Below are 16,804 nucleotides of genomic sequence, written 5' to 3'. Positions count from 1 at the left end.
GACCTCAGGCAAGAATGAGCCGTGGCGCGATGGCCAGTACGGGCTTATTCGGCGCAGTCCTGCTCCTCAATGGTCTGGGTGTGGTTGGTGAATACACAGATGTCGCCGGCAATGCCCAGGGCGGTCTCGACGATTTCCCTGGCCGACAGATCGGTTTTCTTCAGCAAGGCGCTGGCGGCAGCCTGGGCGTAACCGCCACCGGAACCCATGGCGATCAAGCCTTGCTCGGGCTCAACTACGTCGCCGTTGCCGGTGATGATCAAAGAGGCGTCTTTGTTGGCGACCGCGAGCATGGCTTCGAGACGGCTCAGGGAGCGGTCGGTTCGCCATTCTTTGGCGAGTTCTACGGCAGCACGAACCAAGTGGCCCTGATGCTTTTCCAGCTGGCCTTCGAAACGTTCGAAGAGGGTAAAGGCGTCAGCGGTGGCACCGGCAAAACCGGCGAGGACCTGCCCGTGGTACAGGCGGCGAACTTTTTTCGCGTTGCCTTTCATCACGGTATTGCCAAGGGATACCTGGCCGTCGCCGCCCATGACGACTTTGCCGTGGCGGCGAACTGAAACGATGGTGGTCAAGGGAAGAGTCTCCACGCAGCGGGGCGAAAATGCCTTATGCCCACTCATATGGGGGTGGTGGAGTGGATTTCAACTGTGGGGTGGGAGAGGGGACGAGTGGTGTTTGGCTGCTCTGTTCCGAATTTGCCTTCGCACCCCAGCGGGGACAAGCTCCCTCGCCATAGAGAGAGTGGGCAACCTGGTGTTGCCCACTTCGGCGGATCAGCGGCTCTGGCGCTGTTGTAACAACAGATTGCTGAAGCCGGCGCCGGCCAGTTGTTTCTGGGCAGTGGTCAGTTGTTCGCGGTTGCTGAACGGTCCGACCAGAACCCGATACCAGGTCTCGTCTTTCACTGTGCCGGATTCAACCGCCACCGCCTGGCCGAGCAGGATGATCTGCGCACGAACCTTGTCGGCGTCAGTTTGCTTGCGGAACGAACCCGCCTGGAGGAAGAACTTGGTCACCGGCGCGGCTTTGGTGACGGGTGGCGCGGGCGGCGGCGTGATACCGGACAGCGCCGCCTGGGCGCGGGCGGTGTCGATCTTCGCCGCTTCCGCCGGCGTAACCGGCGTCGTCGGAACGGCCGGCACTTGTGGCGTCGGCAGGGTTTTTTCCGGCACGGCATCCGGCGGCACGATGACTTCCGATTCCGGCAGCAAGGTGTAGAAGTCGTACTTCGGCTTCACCGGTTGCGTCGGGCTCGGCGGGGTCTTGTTGGCCTCGGCGATCTTGGTGGCTTTCTGCTGCTGTTGCTCTACCTTCTCGCGTTTGACCGTATCGCTGCCCTTGCCCGGCTCCAGCTTCATCAGGAATACGATGAATGCGCCGACCGTCAGGCCGATGGCCATCCACAACCAACCCGGAATCGGCTGCTTCGCTGGAGCTTGGTAACGGCTGGCGCCACGCTTGGGTGCAGGTTTTTTCTTGGCAGCCAACTTACATACGCTCCAGAGTTTCCAGGCCCAAGAGTTCCAGGCCTTGCTTGAGGGTGCGTCCGGTCAGCGCGGCGAGGCGCAGGCGGCTCTGCATTTGCGCCGGGGTGTCGGCGGCGAGGATCGGGCAGTTCTCGTAGAAGCTGGAGAACAGGCCGGCGACGTCGTACAGGTACGTGCAGAGAATGTGCGGCGTGCCTTTTTCGGACACGTTGTTCAGCACTTCACCGAATTGCGCGAGTTTTGCCGCCAGTTCGTGTTCGTGCGGCGCTTCGAGGACGATCTGGCCGTCGACTTCGCTGAAGTCCTTGCCGAGCTTGCGGAACACGCCGGCCACACGGGTGTACGCATACAGCAGGTACGGGGCGGTGTTGCCTTCGAAGTTCAGCATCAGGTCGAAGTTGAAGCTGTAGTCGCTGGTGCGGTGCTTGGACAGGTCGGCGTACTTCACCGCGCCGATGCCCACGACCTTGGCGATGTTGCGCAGCTCGGCTTCGGCCAGTTCCGGGTTCTTGTCCTTGACCAGGGTGTAGGCGCGTTCCTGGGCTTCGGTCAGCAGGTCGATCAGCTTCACGGTGCCGCCATCGCGGGTCTTGAACGGACGGCCATCAGCGCCGTTCATGGTGCCGAAGCCCATGTGTTCCATCTCCATCGGATGGGTCACGAAGCCAGCCTTGCGTGCCACGGCGAACACTTGCTGGAAGTGCAGGGCCTGACGCTGGTCGACGAAGTACAGGGCGCGGTCAGCCTTGAGCTTGCCGCTGCGGTAGCGCACGGCCGCCAGGTCGGTGGTGGCGTAGAGGTAGCCACCATCGGCCTTGACGATGATCACCGGCAGCGGATCGCCGTCGGCGTTCTTGAACTCGTCCAGAAACACGCACTGGGCGCCGTTGCTCTCGACCAGCATGCCGGCGGCCTTGAGGTCGTTGACCACATTGATCAGGTCGTCGTTGTAGGCGCTTTCGCCCATCACGTCAGCCATGGTCAGCTTGACGTTCAACAGCTCGTAGATTTTCTGGCAGTGGGACAGCGAGATGTCCTTGAACTTGGTCCACAGCGCCAGGCAGTCCGGGTCGCCGGCCTGCAACTTGACCACCAGGCCGCGGGCGCGGTCGGCGAATTCTTCGGATTCGTCGAAGCGTTGCTTGGCGGCGCGGTAGAAGTTTTCCAGGTCCGACAGCTCATCGCTGGTGATCGGGTTTTCCTGCAGATAGGCCATCAACATGCCGAACTGGGTGCCCCAGTCGCCGACGTGGTTCTGACGGATCACTTCGTCGCCGAGGAACTCGAGCACCCGAGCCACGCCGTCGCCGATGATGGTCGAGCGCAGGTGGCCGACGTGCATTTCCTTGGCCAGGTTCGGGGCCGACAGGTCAACCACGGTGCGTTGCACCGGGCCGGCCTTGCGCACGCCGATGTGCTCGTCGGCCAGGGCGGCGTCCAGGCGGGTCGCCAGGGCCTGGGTGTTCTGGAAGAAGTTGAGAAAGCCGGGGCCGGCGATTTCGGCCTTGGAGATGTTTTCGTCAGCCGGCAGTGCGGCGATGATTTTCTCGGCCAGATCACGCGGCTTCATGCCCGCAGGCTTGGCCAGCATCATGGCAATGTTGCTGGCGAAGTCGCCGTTCTTCTTGTCGCGAGAGTTTTCCACCTGGATCGCCGGCGTCAGGCCTTCAGGCAACACACCTTCGTTGACGAGTTGGGTGATGGCTTGTTGGATCAGCTGGCGAATGGTGTCTTTCATGGTCTTCTCTTTCGACCGCTGGCGCGGCGGCGCATCGTGCGCTGGTGGAAAAACTGGGCATTATCCGTGGCGAAGACGGGCTTGCCAACCTTAGCAGGCAGGATGTGGATGTGTGGTGACAATTAAGACCCCATCGCGAGCAAGCTCGCTCCCACAGGTTTTGCGGTGGATACACGTTGTAGTTCCACCCGAGAACCACTGTGGGAGCGAGCTTGCTCGCGATGGCGGTACCCAAATCAATACAAATCGACCGGATCCACATCCAGCGACCAGCGCACCGCCCGCCCGCTCGGCATCTGCTCCAGCACCAACAACCAACTGGCCAGCAAGCGATGCAGCGGCGCCCGCGCGGTGGCCTGTAACAAGAGCTGTGCACGATAGCGCCCGGCGCGGCGTTCCATTGGTGCCGGCACCGGCCCCAGCAATTCGATGCCGGTCAAACCCTGTTCGGCCAGCAGGCGTTCGGCCTCGCTGCACGCCTCGTCGAGAAATCCTTCGGCCTGTCCCGGCTTGTGCGCTTCGGCCCGCAGCAGGGCCAGGTGCGCAAACGGCGGCAGGCCTGCCGCCCGGCGTTCACTCAAGGCTTGCTCGGCAAAGGCGAAATAACCTTGTTCGGTCAATTGCACCAGCAACGGGTGATCGGCCAAATGCGTCTGGATGATCACCTTGCCCGGCTCTTCGGCGCGTCCCGCACGTCCGGCGACCTGGACAATCAGCTGCGCCATGCGCTCGCTGGCACGGAAGTCGCCGGAGAACAGCCCGCCGTCGGCGTCGAGAATCGACACCAGGGTCACTCGTGGAAAGTGATGCCCTTTGGCAAGCATTTGCGTGCCCACCAGGATGCAGGGCTGGCCTTTCTGAATGGTCGCGAATAACTGATTCATGGCGTCTTTGCGCGAAGTGCTGTCGCGGTCGACCCGCAAAACCGGGTAGTCGGGGAACAAAATGCCCAGTCGCTCTTCGGCCCGTTCGGTGCCTGCCCCCACCGGACGCAAATCGACCTTGTTGCATTTCGGGCACTGGCGCGGCACTCGCTCGACGTAGCCGCAATGGTGGCAGCGCAACTCGCCGTGGCGCTGGTGCACGGTCATTCGCGCATCGCAGCGCTGGCATTCGGACATCCAGCCGCAATCGTGACAAAGCAGGGTCGGTGCGAAACCGCGGCGGTTGAGGAATACCAATACTTGCTGGCCGGCAGCCAGCGTCTGACCGATGGCTTGTTGCATCGGCCCGGAAATGCCGCTGTCCAGTGGGCGACTTTTTACGTCAAGGCGCAGGAAGCGTGGCTGCTTGGCGCCACCGGCGCGCTCGTTCAGGCGCAGGAGGCCGTAGCGTCCGGTGTAGGCGTTGTGCAGGCTTTCCAGCGAGGGCGTGGCGGAGCCGAGCACGATCGGGATGTTTTCCTGCCGGGCGCGCACCAGGGCCAGGTCGCGGGCGTGGTAGCGCAGGCCTTCCTGCTGTTTATAGGAGCCGTCGTGTTCTTCGTCGATGATGATCAGGCCGGGATTCTTCATCGGTGTGAACAGCGCCGAGCGGGTGCCGATAATGATGTCAGCCTCGCCGTCGCGGGCGGCAAGCCAGGCGTCGAGGCGTTCACGATCGTTGACTGCCGAGTGGATCAGGGCGATACGCGCATTGAAGCGCTGTTCGAAGCGCGCCAGGGTCTGCGGGCCGAGGTTGATTTCCGGGATCAGCACCAGTGCTTGTTTACCGGCCTCCAGGGTTTCGCGGATCAGTTGCAAATAGACTTCGGTCTTGCCACTGCCGGTGACGCCGGCCAGCAGGAACGCGTGATAACTGTCGAATCCGGCGCGGATCGCTTCATAAGCGGCGCGTTGCTCCGGATTGAGTGGTAGCTCGGGCTGCGCCAGCCAGTGTTCGTGGCGCGCGCCGGGGGCATGCTTGCGAACCTCTACCTGCACCAGATCCTTGGCCAGCAACAGATCGAGGCTGTCCTTGCTCAGCATCAGCTTGCTCAGCAACTGATGGGCGACGCCGTGGGGGTGCTGGGCCAGCGTCGCCAGCGCTTCACGTTGGCGCGGGGCGCGGGCGATGCGCGGGTCATCGAGGCTGGCCCCGGGGGCGGCGGACCAGAAACGCTCCTGGCGCGCCTCGGCCAGTTCGCCCTGGCGCAGCAGCACCGGTAATGCCCAGCTCAAGGTGTCGCCGAGACTGTGCTGGTAATACTGGGAAGTCCACAGGCATAGCTTGAACAGGGCGGGTGGCAGCGGCGGCGTGGCATCGAGCAATGCCAGTGCGGGCTTGAGTTTTTCCGCCGGGACTTCGCTGGTGTCGGTGACCTCCACCAGAATCCCGATCATTTCCCGCCGGCCGAACGGCACCCGCAGGCGCATGCCCGGATGCAACTGGGCGCGCAGGACCCCGGCCGGAGCTCGGTAGTCGAACAGGCGGCGCAGCGGCGAGGGCAAAGCGAGGCGCAGGATGGCGTCGGGCACGCGGGGAGTCTCGATAAACAGGCAACAAAAGGGCTAGGCGCATAACGTGTGGGAGCGAGCCTGCTCGCGATGACGGCGTGTCAGTCAGCATTCATCGCGACTGGTACACCGCTATCGCGAGCAGACTCGCTCCCACCGGGGATCGCGTATTGGCTCGGGAGCCTAGCAGACGGTCGGTCTCAGGGACAGCTTGCGTGATTGGCATTGTCTGGTAGAATCCGCGGCCTAATTACGTGCGGTATTCAACAATAGTGTTGGGTGGCGGCACGCTAGCCCGAGGAAGACACCATGAAAGCTGATATCCATCCAGAATACCCAGCAGTTGCTGTTACCTGCAGCTGCGGCAACAAGTTCGAAACCCGTTCGACCTTCGGCAAAGCCCTGGCGATCGACGTTTGCAACGAATGCCACCCGTTCTACACCGGTAAGCAAAAGACTCTGGACACTGGCGGCCGCGTTCAGCGTTTCGCAGACCGTTTCGGTGCTTTCGGCGCGAAAAAGGCCTAAGGCCGATCAACTTGGGAGGCCGTTTCGGTTTTTCCATGCTGATGAAAAAGGCGTCCCTTGCGGGCGCCTTTTTTGTGTCCGCGATTTGGCTCTCCGGCGCCCAGGCCTTCTGCCCGGCACCGAGTGGCCTGGCATCGGTCGCGGTACAGCGGGTAGTGGACGGTGACACGCTGCGCCTGACGGATGGTCGCAGTGTGCGCATGATCGGCTTGAATACGCCGGAGCTGGGCAAGAAAGGCCGCTCCGACGAACCATTTGCCGTGGCGGCGCGAAAGCGTCTCGAAGCCTTGGTGGCCGCGAGCGACGGACGGGTCGGATTGCTCCCCGGCAAGGAAGGCAAGGACCATTACGGCCGTACCCTGGCCCACGTCTACGGCGCCGATGGTGCCAACCTCGAAGCGCAAATGCTCGCCGAAGGCCTCGGTTTTCAAGTGGCGGTCGCACCGAATGTCGATCTGGTCGACTGTCAGCAAGCGGCAGAACTCAGCGCCCGACAGGCCGGCCTTGGCGTGTGGCGCCAGTCACCTGTACTGAAAGCGGATCAGATCAGTGCCTCCGGTTTTGCCCTGCTCAGCGGTCGTGTGAGCAAGGTTCAGCGCAATCGCGGCGGGGTTTGGATCGAGTTGCAGGATTCGGTTGTGTTGCGCGTTGCACCCAATGTGCTGGACAGATTCCCCGCTGCCACGCTTGATGGCCTCAAAGGCAGGCAAGTCGAGGCTCGCGGCTGGGTGCTGGATCGTTCGCGCAAGGGGGGACTCAAGGCGGGGCAGGCGCGCTGGATGTTGCCATTGACCGATCCGGCGATGCTTCAGGTCGCGCACTGATAAAAAATTGTAGACATTTTTTCTGTCGATTGTGAACAGTCTATCCCTTGTGTTTCGCGGCTCTTGGCCCAAAGTCGTAGTGCAGGGCGCTTGACAGGGGTGACCAGTCAGTCTTGTGGGGATTTTGCGAGGCGCGTATCCTCGCTGACCAGTCTGTCCAACAGTAAAAGCGGAATGCCCCCATGTCTGATTTGAAAACTGCCGCTCTCGAATATCATGCCAATCCTCGTCCAGGGAAGCTGAGCGTCGAGCTCACCAAGGCCACCGCTACCGCCCGCGACCTGTCGCTGGCCTACAGCCCCGGCGTAGCCGAACCAGTACGCGAAATCGCTCGCGACCCTGAACTGGCCTACAAATACACCGGCAAAGGCAACCTGGTTGCAGTCATTTCCGATGGCACCGCGATTCTGGGTCTGGGTAACCTCGGCCCATTGGCCTCCAAGCCAGTCATGGAAGGCAAGGGCGTGCTGTTCAAGCGCTTTGCCGGCATCGACGTTTTCGACATCGAAGTCGACTCCGAAAGCCCGCAAGCCTTCATCGACACCGTCAAGCGCATCTCCATCACCTTCGGTGGCATCAACCTGGAAGACATCAAGGCGCCTGAGTGCTTTGAGATCGAACGTGCCCTGATCGAGCAGTGCGACATCCCGGTATTCCACGATGACCAGCACGGCACCGCTATCGTGACCGCCGCTGGCATGATCAACGCCCTGGAAATCGCCGGTAAAACCCTGGCGCAAGCCAAGATCGTTTGCCTGGGCGCCGGTGCTGCCGCGATCTCCTGCATGAAGCTGCTGGTCAGCATGGGCGCGAACATCGAAAACATCTTCATGGTTGACCGTACCGGCGTGATCCACTCCGGCCGTGACGACCTGAACCAGTACAAGGCTGTCTTCGCTCACGCGACCGACAAACGTACCCTGGCAGACGCTCTGGAAGGTGCTGACGTGTTCGTCGGCCTGTCCGGTCCTAACCTGCTGAGCGCTGAAGGCCTGAAATCCATGGCGGCCAACCCGATCGTGTTCGCTTGCTCGAACCCTGATCCGGAAATCTCCCCGGAACTGGCACACGCCACCCGTAACGACGTGATCATGGCCACCGGTCGTTCCGACTACCCGAACCAGGTCAACAACGTACTGGGCTTCCCGTTCATCTTCCGTGGTGCCCTGGACGTTCGCGCCAAGCGCATCAACGAAGAAATGAAAGTGGCTGCGGCCAACGCCCTGCGCGAACTGGCCAAGCTGCCGGTGCCTCAGGAAGTGTGCGACGCCTATGGCGGCATCAAGCTGGAATTCGGCCGTGAGTACATCATTCCGAAACCAATGGATGCCCGTCTGATTACCCTGATCTCCGATGCCGTGGCCAAGGCTGCGATCGAGACCGGCGTGGCAACCCTGCCGTATCCGAAGAACTACCCGCTCAAAAGCGTGGATGACGTGTTCAACGGCTAAGTCGTTGTAGCGCTTCAACAGAAAGCCCCGGCTCGTGAGAGTCGGGGCTTTTTTGTTGTCTGGAGGCTCTGTGTCGCTGGCTGGGGCCCTACGGGGGGCCGTTGGCGTAGGTGTGTTTGTGTGCGCGAGCGAGCCTGCTCGCGATGGTCGTCAATGATGACGCGGGCGGTCTGAATACCCGCGTTATCTGACTGTTTTTCGCGAGCAGGCTCGCTCCTACAGGCTGCTTCTCTAGAACAAGTCGATCGGCGCCGCTTCATCCGCTGGCAGCGGGCTGCCTGGCGCATTGCCGTTGCCCAGTTCGTTGACCGACGGTGGCGTGTCTTCGGCCTTGAACAGTTCGAAGTAGGCTCCAGGCGTGCTTGGGCTTGCCGCACGGCCACTGACCGGGTCGACGCGCAGACTCAGGATGCCTTCCGGCTCCGGTTGTGTATGTGGCGGCAGGCCTTTGAGCGCGGCGCCCATGTAGTTCATCCAGATCGGCAGCGCGACGGTGCCGCCGAACTCTTTGCGCCCCAGGCTTTCCGGCTGGTCGAAGCCGGTCCAGACGGTGGTCACGTAATCGGCGTTGTAACCGGAGAACCACGCATCCTTGGATTCGTTGGTGGTCCCGGTCTTGCCGGCGATGTCAGGGCGACCCAGGGCCAGTGCACGGCGGCCGGTGCCGAGTTTGATCACGTCCTCGAGCATGCTGTTGAGGATGTAAGTGGTACGGCCATCGACGATGCGCTCAGCCACGGCCGGTGCCTGTGTCGCCGGTTGGGTAGTTGGCGCTTCGCCCGGCATTGCGTTGACCGTGAAGGCCTGGGCGGACGGTGCGGCGATGCCGTCGCTGGCGACGCCGCCTTTCGGCACGCTCGCCGGGTTGGCGACGAACAGCGTGTCGCCGTTGCGGCTTTCTATCTTGTCGATGATGTACGGGGTGACCTTGTAGCCGCCGTTGGCGAAGGTGCTCCAGCCGGTGGCGATTTCCATTGGCGTCAGGGTCGCGGTACCCAGGGCCAGGGACAGGTTGGGCGGCAGATCCTGCTTGTTGAAGCCAAAGCGGGTGATGTAGTCGATGGTTTTGCCGACGCCCATCGCCTGCAACAGGCGGATCGACACCAGGTTGCGCGACTTGTACAGCGCTTCGCGCAAGCGGATCGGGCCGAGGAAGGTGTTGGTGTCGTTTTTCGGACGCCAGACCTTGTCCAGGTACTCGTCGACGAACACGATCGGTGCGTCGTTCACCAGGCTGGCGGCGGTGTAGCCGTTATCCAGCGCAGCGGCGTAGACGAAAGGCTTGAAGCTCGAGCCCGGCTGGCGCTTGGCCTGCAAGGCGCGGTTGTAGTTGCTCTGCTCGAAGGCGAAGCCACCGACCAGCGCGCGGATCGCGCCGTTTTGCGGGTCGAGGGATACCAGTGCGCCCTGGGCTTGCGGGATCTGGCTGAATTTCAGCGAATTGTCCGCCTGACGCTGCACGCGAATCAGGTCGCCGACCTGGGCCACGTCGGACGGCTGCTTCGGATTGGCACCCATGCTGTTGGTGTTCAGGAACGGACGCGCCCATTTCATGGTGTCCCAACTGACGTGCTCGTTGCCGTTGCGGGTCAGCACCTGCAGGCCGTTCTTCTCGACCTGAGTGACGATGGCCGGTTCAAGGCTGCTGATGGTGCGCTGCTTGGTCAGCTCGGTCGCCCAGGCCTCGCGGGTCTTGCCCGGCAGGCGCGACTCAGGGCCGCGATAGCCGTGGCGCTGGTCATAGGTCATCAGGCCTTCGTGGACGGCGGTGTTGGCCATTTCCTGCAGATTGCTCGGCACCGTGGTCGTCACGCGGAAACCTTCGGTGTAGGCGTCGCTGCCATAGCGGCCGACCATTTCGGCACGGGCCATCTCGGCAATGTAGGGCGCATTCACTTCCGGTGTCGGGACGTGATAGCTGGCGTTCAGCGGTTCGTTGATTGCGGTGGTGTAGTCGGCCTCGCTGATTTTGCCGAGCTTGTACATGCGCCCCAGGATCCAGTCGCGACGCTCTTTGCTGCGGGCCGGGTTGGCCAGCGGGTTGAAGCGCGACGGGGCTTTGGGCAGGCCGGCGATCATCGCCATCTGCGCGAGGCTGACGTCACGAATCGACTTGCCGTAATAAACCTGCGCCGCCGCCTCGATGCCGTAGGCGCGGTTGCCCAGATAGATCTTGTTGACGTACAGCTCGAGGATCTCGTCCTTGGTCAGCTGCCGTTCGATCTGCAAGGCCAGGAGGATTTCGGTGGTCTTGCGCGAGAAGCTGCGTTCGCTGGTCAGGAAGAAGTTCTTCGCCACCTGCATGGTGATGGTGCTGCCGCCGGACTGGATGTGCCCGCTTTTCACCAATTGGGTGGCGGCACGCATCAGGCTGCTGGGGTCGACGCCATAGTGGTTGGCGAAGTTATCGTCTTCAGCACTTAGTAACGCATTAATGAAATTGGGGGGAATATCGGCGAAACGGATCGGTGTACGGCGCATTTCGCCAAATTCTGCGATCAACTTGTTGTCGCTGCTGTAGACCCGCAAAGGGATCTGCAACTGGATGCTTCGCAACGCCTCTACGGACGGCAATCCGGGGCTAAGGTAGAGAAACGCCCCGCTCAGACCCAGAAGCAGTCCGCAGAAAACCGCGACGATGGACCAACCGAAAAATTTCAGCAGACGAATCAAGGCTTTTGGATATCCAGGGCAAAGAATGAATTAGGCATCAGGGTTCAGGCTAAAGGCGAACGACCCGCGCTTGAGAAAAGCGGAAAAAAACGCTGGGCATTATAAGCATTTTTCCGCCAGAAGCGTCATTTGCGCTGATGTCAAGACGGGCGGAGGGAACGCAAAACACAATGCAGAGTCCGTAACTCACGGATAGTCATAGGGAATTGCCAGTGCCAGGACTCTTCAACAAAAAGGCCGATGCGCTTTTGGGTATCGACATCAGCTCCACTTCGGTGAAGCTTCTGGCGCTGAGCCGCCAGGGCGCCCGTTATCGGGTCGAGGCCTATGCGGTCGAACCGCTGCCCGCCAACGCCGTTATCGAAAAAAATATTGCCGAGCTCGATGCTGTGGGCCAGGCGCTCTCTCGCGCGTTGATCAAGGCCAGAACCCGCCTCAGGAACGTGGCGGTGGCGGTGGCTGGCTCGGCGGTGATCACCAAGACCATCGAGATGGACGCCGGGCTTTGTGACGACGACATGGAAAACCAGCTGAAGATCGAGGCCGACCAGTACATTCCCTATCCGCTGGACGAAGTCGCCATCGACTTTGAAGTACAGGGCGCTTCAGCGCGCAATCCCGAGCGGGTCGATGTGCTGCTCGCGGCCTGCCGCAAGGAAAACGTCGAGGTCCGCGAGGCAGCCCTGGCTCTGGCCGGCCTCACCGCTCGCGTGGTCGACGTCGAGGCCCATGCCCTGGAGCGATCATTCGGTTTGCTGACCAATCAATCGGTGATACCCGGGGAGCGCCTGGTGGCGGCGGTCGACATCGGTGCGACCATGACCACCCTGAGCGTGCTGCACCACGGACGCATTATCTATACCCGCGAACAATTGTTCGGTGGTCGTCAGCTGACGGAGGACATTCAGCGCCGCTACGGCCTGACCTTCGAACAGGCGGTGCTGGCAAAGAAGCAGGGTGGTTTGCCGGATGATTACGTCAGTGCAGTGTTGCAGCCGTTTCGCGAGGCGCTGGTGCAACAGGTATCGCGTTCATTGCAGTTTTTCTTCGCTGGCGGCCAATACAACGCTATCGATCACATCCTGCTGGTCGGCGGCACCGCGTCAATCTGTGGGCTGGAACGGTTGATCGAAGAGCGTTTGGGCACACCGACCCAGGTGGCCAACCCATTTGCCGGGATGACGTTGAGCGCCAAGGTCAACGCCGCCGCCCTGGCCAGCGACGCGCCGGCCATGATGATTGCCTGCGGGCTGGCCCTCAGGAGCTTCGACTGATGGCGCGGATCAATCTTTTACCCTGGCGCGAAGAGCTGCGCGAGGAGCGTCGAAAACGGTTTTTAGTGATTCTGGCAGGGGTGCTGGTGGGATCGGCGGGTGCGGTGCTGGTTGCGAATCAAGCCATCAACAGCGCCATTGAACGGCAAGTCGCCCGTAACAATTACATCAATCAGCAGATTGTCGTGGTCGACGAGCGGATTAAACAGATCAGCGATCTCAAGGCGCGTCGCCAGCAATTGCTCGAGCGCATGCGCATCATCCAGGACCTGCAAGGCAATCGGCCGGTCAGTGGGCGAATTTTTGACCAACTGGCGCGGACCCTGCCCGACGGGGTGTATTTCACCGAAGTCAAAAGGGTGGGCAAAACCTTGTCGATTTCTGGCGCCGCTGAATCGAACAATCGTGTTTCCGACCTGATGCGCAACCTGAACGCTTCGGACTGGTTCGATGCACCGAGCCTGACTGAAGTCAAAGCGACCACGGCGGGTCAGTTGGATCAGGCCAATGTCTTCCAGTTGACCGTTCGTCAGACTCAGCCGGCCGCCGTGGAGGATGAACAATGAGTCCTTCCGGATGGCTGGAAGAGCTGCGCAGGATCGACATTCACGAATTGGGTACTCACAACATCGGTTCATGGCCGCCTGCGATCAAGGTTCTGGTGGGCGTATTGGTCATGATTCTGGTCCTGGCGCTCGGTTACAGCTTTTCCACAAGTGAGGTTCAGAGCCAGCTCGACCTCAAGCGCGAAGAAGAGACGGCCCTCAAGGAGCAGTTCGCCACCAAGGCGCATAGGGCGGCGAATCTGGAGCGCTATACGCAGCAACTGAAAGAGATGGAAGACTCTTTTGGTGTGCTGCTGCGGCAACTGCCCAGTGATACCGAAGTGCCCGGCCTGCTGGAGGACATCACTCGCACAGGTCTGGGTAGCGGGCTGGAGTTTGAAGAGATCAAGCTACTGCCGGAGGTGACCCGGCCGTTCTACATCGAACTGCCGATTCAGATCACCGTCACTGGTGCCTATCACGATCTGGCCACGTTCGTCAGTGGTGTGGCCGGGTTGCCGCGCATCGTGACCCTGCACGATTTCGACCTGGCACCGGCCAAACCGGACGGCGGCCCGAAGCTGCGCATGAGCATCCTTGCCAAGACCTATCGCTACAACGATCAGGGGGCGCATCAATGAACCCGATTCGTTGTTTATCGATGGTCGTGTCGCTCGTCGTCCTTGCCGGCTGTGGCGGTGGCGATGACTTCGGCGACCTGGATGCCTACCTGAACGAAATGCGCCTGCGCGCACCAGGCAAGATTGAACCAACGCCCACAATCCGGTCTTACCCGACATTCACTTACAACGCAGCCAACCTGCGCAGTCCGTTTTCACCGCAGGTCAGGATCGACCTGTCCGGTCAGCAACACGGCTCACGCGACGTCAGGCCCGACCCCGACCGAATCAAGCAATACCTTGAGGGGTTCAACATCGAGCAGTTTGAAATGGTCGGCACGATCTCCAATGCGGCGGGCTCCTTTGCATTGCTGCGCGGGGCTGGCGGGGTGCACAGGCTGAAAGTCGGTGATTACCTGGGGCGTAATGACGGGCGGATCGTTGCCATCAGCGGCTCACAAGTGGATGTGGTCGAAATCGTCCCCGACGGGGAAGGTGCCTGGCTGGAACGGCCGCGGACCCTCCCTCTGAAAGAGCACTCATAGTGGAACTGGAAAAATGAACAGGACTTTCTCAGCCCTCGGAATGACGCTATGGATAGCGTTGTTGTCGCCGATGGCACAAGCGACCAGCCTCAAGGCGCTGGATGTTGCGGAGCTGCCGGGAGACCGCGTCGAGCTGAAGCTGGCATTCGACGAGCCGCCACCGGCCCCTCAGGGTTACACCACGGCATCACCGGCGCGGATCGCACTGGATCTGCCGGGTGTCGTCAGTCAATTGGCGAACAAAACCCGTGACCTGGGCGCTGGCAATGCCCGAAGCGCGACGGTGGTGGAGGTCAAGGACCGTACGCGCCTGATCATCAACTTGACCCAGGCGGCCCCCTACAGCACGCGAGTCGAGGGCAACAACCTGTTCGTGGTGGTCGGGCAGGGCGGCAAAGTCGCGCCGACCACATCGGCCACCCTCGCAGCGCCGGCCCCGGCGCGCCCCCCAATGCCATCGGGCAAGGCTATTCGCGGTGTGGATTTCCAGCGGGGTACCCAGGGCGAAGGCAATGTGCTGATCGATCTGTCGGATCCGTCGATTGCGCCGGACATTCAGGAGCGCGACGGCAAGATCATCGTCGGGTTTGCCAGGACCCAATTGCCCGACCCCTTGCGCGTGCGTCTGGATGTGAAGGATTTCGCCACGCCGGTGCAGTTCGTCAACGCCAGCGCCACGGGTGATCGGGCCACCATCACGATCGAGCCCGGCGGCGGTGCCTTCGACTACTCGACCTATCAGACCGAAAACAAACTTACCGTCAGCGTCCGTCCGGTGACCGCCGACGACCTGCAAAAGCGTGATGCCGACCGCCATGCCTACAGCGGTGAAAAGCTTTCGTTGAATTTTCAGGACATCGACGTGCGCTCGGTGCTGCAACTGATCGCTGATTTCACCAATCTCAATCTGGTCGCCAGCGACACCGTGCAGGGCGGCATTACCCTGCGCCTGCAGAACGTACCTTGGGATCAGGCGCTGGATCTGGTGCTGAAAACCAAGGGGCTGGACAAGCGCAAGATCGGTAACGTCCTGCTGGTGGCGCCGGCCGACGAAATTGCTGCCCGGGAACGGCAGGAGCTGGAGTCGCAAAAACAGATCGCCGATCTGGCACCGCTACGGCGGGAACTGTTGCAGGTCAATTACGCCAAGGCGGCGGATATCGCCAAACTGTTCCAGTCGGTGACCAGTGCCGAGGCGAAAGTCGACGAACGGGGCTCTATTACCGTCGATGAGCGTACCAACAACATCATTGCCTACCAGACCCAGGATCGGCTCGACGAGCTGCGGCGAATCGTTGCCCAGCTGGATATTCCGGTGCGCCAGGTCATGATCGAAGCGCGAATCGTCGAAGCCAACGTCGATTACGACAAGAGCCTGGGTGTGCGCTGGGGCGGCTCCGTCCAGAACAGGGGCAACTGGAATACTTCCGGGGTCAGCAACGGCGCCAACGGCTCGTCGACCATTGGCACGCCGGGCAGCACCAGCACCAATTCACCGTTCGTCGATTTAGGGGCGACGAACAACACCTCGGGGATCGGCATTGCGTTCATCACCGATAACGTCTTGCTGGACCTTGAGCTGACGGCCATGGAGAAGACCGGAAACGGGGAAATCGTCTCGCAACCCAAGGTCGTCACGTCCGACAAGGAAACCGCCAAAATCCTCAAGGGCACCGAGATTCCCTACCAGGAAGCCAGTTCCAGCGGCGCGACTTCGGTGTCCTTCAAGGAAGCATCGCTGTCGCTGGAAGTGACGCCACAGATCACTCCGGACAACCGGATCATCATGGAGGTCAAGGTCACCAAGGACGAACCGGACTACCTGAACAAGGTCCAGGATGTGCCGCCCATCAAGAAAAACGAGGTCAATGCCAAGGTCCTGGTCAACGATGGGGAGACCATCGTCATTGGCGGTGTTTTCTCAAATACTCAAAGCAAGGTTGTAGATAAGGTGCCATTTCTTGGCGATGTGCCGTATCTTGGCCGCCTTTTCCGGCGTGACGTGGTTTCGGAGAAAAAATCCGAGCTGTTGGTGTTTCTCACTCCGCGTATCATGAATAACCAGGCGATTGCTGTGAGTCGTTGATTCTGTGCGAAATTTGATTCTTGTAGGACCGATGGGCGCTGGAAAAAGCACCATCGGCCGGTTGCTGGCCAAAGAGCTGCGCTTGCCATTCAAAGATTCCGATAAGGAAATTGAATTACGCACGGGCGCCAATATCCCATGGATCTTCGATAAAGAAGGCGAACCGGGCTTTCGTGACCGCGAGGAGGCAATGATTGCCGAACTGTGCGATTACGATGGCGTGGTGCTGGCGACCGGCGGCGGTGCAGTGATGCGCGAAGCCAATCGTCGAGCCCTGCACGCCGGTGGGCGGGTGGTTTATCTGCATGCCTCTGTCGAGCAGCAGGTCGGTCGCACGTCCCGCGACCGCAATCGGCCCTTGTTGCGCACCGCCGATCCGGCCAAGACCCTTCGGGATCTGCTGGCGATCCGCGATCCGCTGTATCGGGAAATCGCTGATCTGGTGGTGGAAACCGATGAGCGGCCGCCACGCATGGTCGTGCTCGATATCCTGGAACGCTTGCAGCAGCTGCCTCCCCGTTAATGCGCGGCGCGAAATGCGCTATCCTCGGCGTCCTGCCACAACCGTCCAAGGTTGTGGCGAACGGCGACCCAG

The 16,804-nt window shown here is 61.2% G+C and carries 14 protein-coding genes; 9 read left to right on the top strand and 5 right to left on the bottom strand.

All coding sequences use genetic code 11. The features are described 5' to 3' along the window. Positions 1 to 44: 44 nt before the first annotated feature. The 4 genes from hslV to JQF37_RS10625 all read right to left on the bottom strand — a co-directional run bounded on the left by hslV (position 45) and on the right by JQF37_RS10625 (position 5,684). Complete coding sequence (hslV, locus tag JQF37_RS10640; RefSeq protein ID WP_103404469.1) at positions 45 to 575, bottom strand: ATP-dependent protease subunit HslV; 531 nt, start codon at positions 573 to 575, stop codon at positions 45 to 47. Between the two features lie 201 nt (positions 576 to 776). After that, a complete protein-coding gene (locus tag JQF37_RS10635) occupies positions 777 to 1,490 on the bottom strand; it encodes an SPOR domain-containing protein (protein WP_090465652.1) in 714 nt (237 codons plus the stop codon). Position 1,491: 1 nt separating this feature from the next. Further along, entirely contained in the window at positions 1,492 to 3,228 is a 1,737-nt protein-coding gene (argS, locus tag JQF37_RS10630) for an arginine--tRNA ligase (RefSeq protein ID WP_130207293.1), read from the bottom strand. A 236-nt stretch (positions 3,229 to 3,464) separates the two neighbouring features. After that, entirely contained in the window at positions 3,465 to 5,684 is a 2,220-nt protein-coding gene (locus JQF37_RS10625) for a primosomal protein N' (RefSeq protein ID WP_204149629.1), read from the bottom strand. 288 nt (positions 5,685 to 5,972) lie between these two features. Between JQF37_RS10625 and rpmE the strand changes: the two genes are divergently transcribed. The 3 genes from rpmE to JQF37_RS10610 all read left to right on the top strand — a co-directional run bounded on the left by rpmE (position 5,973) and on the right by JQF37_RS10610 (position 8,466). Further along, positions 5,973 to 6,191: a 50S ribosomal protein L31 gene (gene rpmE / locus JQF37_RS10620; protein ID WP_008047849.1), complete on the top strand. Its 219-nt coding sequence runs from the start codon at positions 5,973 to 5,975 to the stop codon at positions 6,189 to 6,191. Positions 6,192 to 6,226: 35 nt separating this feature from the next. Then, entirely contained in the window at positions 6,227 to 7,015 is a 789-nt protein-coding gene (locus JQF37_RS10615; protein WP_130207289.1) for a thermonuclease family protein, read from the top strand. A gap of 182 nt (positions 7,016 to 7,197) precedes the next feature. Beyond that, complete coding sequence (locus JQF37_RS10610; protein ID WP_130207287.1) at positions 7,198 to 8,466, top strand: malic enzyme-like NAD(P)-binding protein; 1,269 nt, start codon at positions 7,198 to 7,200, stop codon at positions 8,464 to 8,466. Positions 8,467 to 8,697: 231 nt separating this feature from the next. Here JQF37_RS10610 and JQF37_RS10605 read toward each other — a convergent pair whose 3' ends face one another. Continuing rightward, on the bottom strand, positions 8,698 to 11,139 hold the full coding sequence (locus JQF37_RS10605) for a penicillin-binding protein 1A (RefSeq protein WP_130207285.1): 2,442 nt from the start codon (positions 11,137 to 11,139) through the stop codon (positions 8,698 to 8,700). A 212-nt stretch (positions 11,140 to 11,351) separates the two neighbouring features. Here JQF37_RS10605 and JQF37_RS10600 point away from each other — a divergent pair, with 212 nt between their 5' ends. The 6 genes from JQF37_RS10600 to aroK are packed head-to-tail and all read left to right on the top strand — an operon-like array spanning position 11,352 to position 16,732. Continuing rightward, the gene (locus tag JQF37_RS10600; protein ID WP_130207283.1) at positions 11,352 to 12,413 is read left to right on the top strand and encodes a pilus assembly protein PilM; all 1,062 of its coding nucleotides are present in this window, start codon (positions 11,352 to 11,354) and stop codon (positions 12,411 to 12,413) included. Further along, on the top strand, positions 12,413 to 12,979 hold the full coding sequence (locus JQF37_RS10595; protein ID WP_130207281.1) for a PilN domain-containing protein: 567 nt from the start codon (positions 12,413 to 12,415) through the stop codon (positions 12,977 to 12,979). The genes JQF37_RS10600 and JQF37_RS10595 overlap by 1 nt, the downstream gene beginning before the upstream one ends. Next, positions 12,976 to 13,599, top strand: coding sequence for a type 4a pilus biogenesis protein PilO (gene pilO, locus JQF37_RS10590; RefSeq protein ID WP_130207279.1), 624 nt, complete (start codon positions 12,976 to 12,978; stop codon positions 13,597 to 13,599). The genes JQF37_RS10595 and pilO overlap by 4 nt, the downstream gene beginning before the upstream one ends. Further along, positions 13,596 to 14,123 (top strand): pilus assembly protein PilP, encoded by a 528-nt coding sequence (locus JQF37_RS10585; RefSeq protein ID WP_130207277.1) that lies wholly within the window; start codon positions 13,596 to 13,598, stop codon positions 14,121 to 14,123. Before pilO ends, JQF37_RS10585 begins: the two co-directional genes overlap by 4 nt. Before the next feature lie 13 nt (positions 14,124 to 14,136). Next, positions 14,137 to 16,209 (top strand): type IV pilus secretin PilQ, encoded by a 2,073-nt coding sequence (gene pilQ / locus JQF37_RS10580; RefSeq protein WP_130207275.1) that lies wholly within the window; start codon positions 14,137 to 14,139, stop codon positions 16,207 to 16,209. 4 nt (positions 16,210 to 16,213) lie between these two features. Next, the gene (aroK, locus tag JQF37_RS10575) at positions 16,214 to 16,732 is read left to right on the top strand and encodes a shikimate kinase AroK (RefSeq protein ID WP_047536474.1); all 519 of its coding nucleotides are present in this window, start codon (positions 16,214 to 16,216) and stop codon (positions 16,730 to 16,732) included. Positions 16,733 to 16,804 lie beyond the last annotated feature (72 nt).

This window comes from Pseudomonas sp. MIL9 (assembly GCF_016887925.1).
GTDB lineage: Bacteria > Pseudomonadota > Gammaproteobacteria > Pseudomonadales > Pseudomonadaceae > Aquipseudomonas > Aquipseudomonas mohnii.
The sequence above is the reverse complement of the archived record's forward strand: the minus strand, read 5'-3'. Positions and strand labels throughout refer to the sequence as shown.